The organism is Bradyrhizobium sp. KZN70725 (genome assembly GCF_055264925.1).
The window spans coordinates 1-211 of the sequence record NZ_JBUYWT010000248.1 but is presented as its reverse complement, the minus strand read 5'-3'; the positions used below and the strand labels follow the sequence as shown (position 1 = coordinate 211).

At 59.7% G+C, this 211-nt stretch carries 1 protein-coding gene; it reads right to left on the bottom strand.

The features are described from left to right. Positions 1-211 (bottom strand): transposase (locus ACZBJS_RS42925; RefSeq protein ID WP_463440385.1); only part of this gene is annotated, 211 nt, incomplete at both ends.

The window sequence follows — 211 nt, the reverse complement described above, 5'->3', positions numbered from 1 at the left end:
GCTCAGCTCGCCGCAGAAGTATTGGTAATAGGGGTTCTCGATCCAGCGAGCGCACAGCACCTCATCTGACAGGTTGTGCATGTGCTTCAAAATGAACAGCCCGGCGACTAGCCGCGTCGGCAAGCCCGGCTGTCCCGACCCTGCTTGGCACACCGAACTGAAGCGCTCATTCAGGATGTTCCAGTCGATCAGCGCTGCCAACCGCACCAGC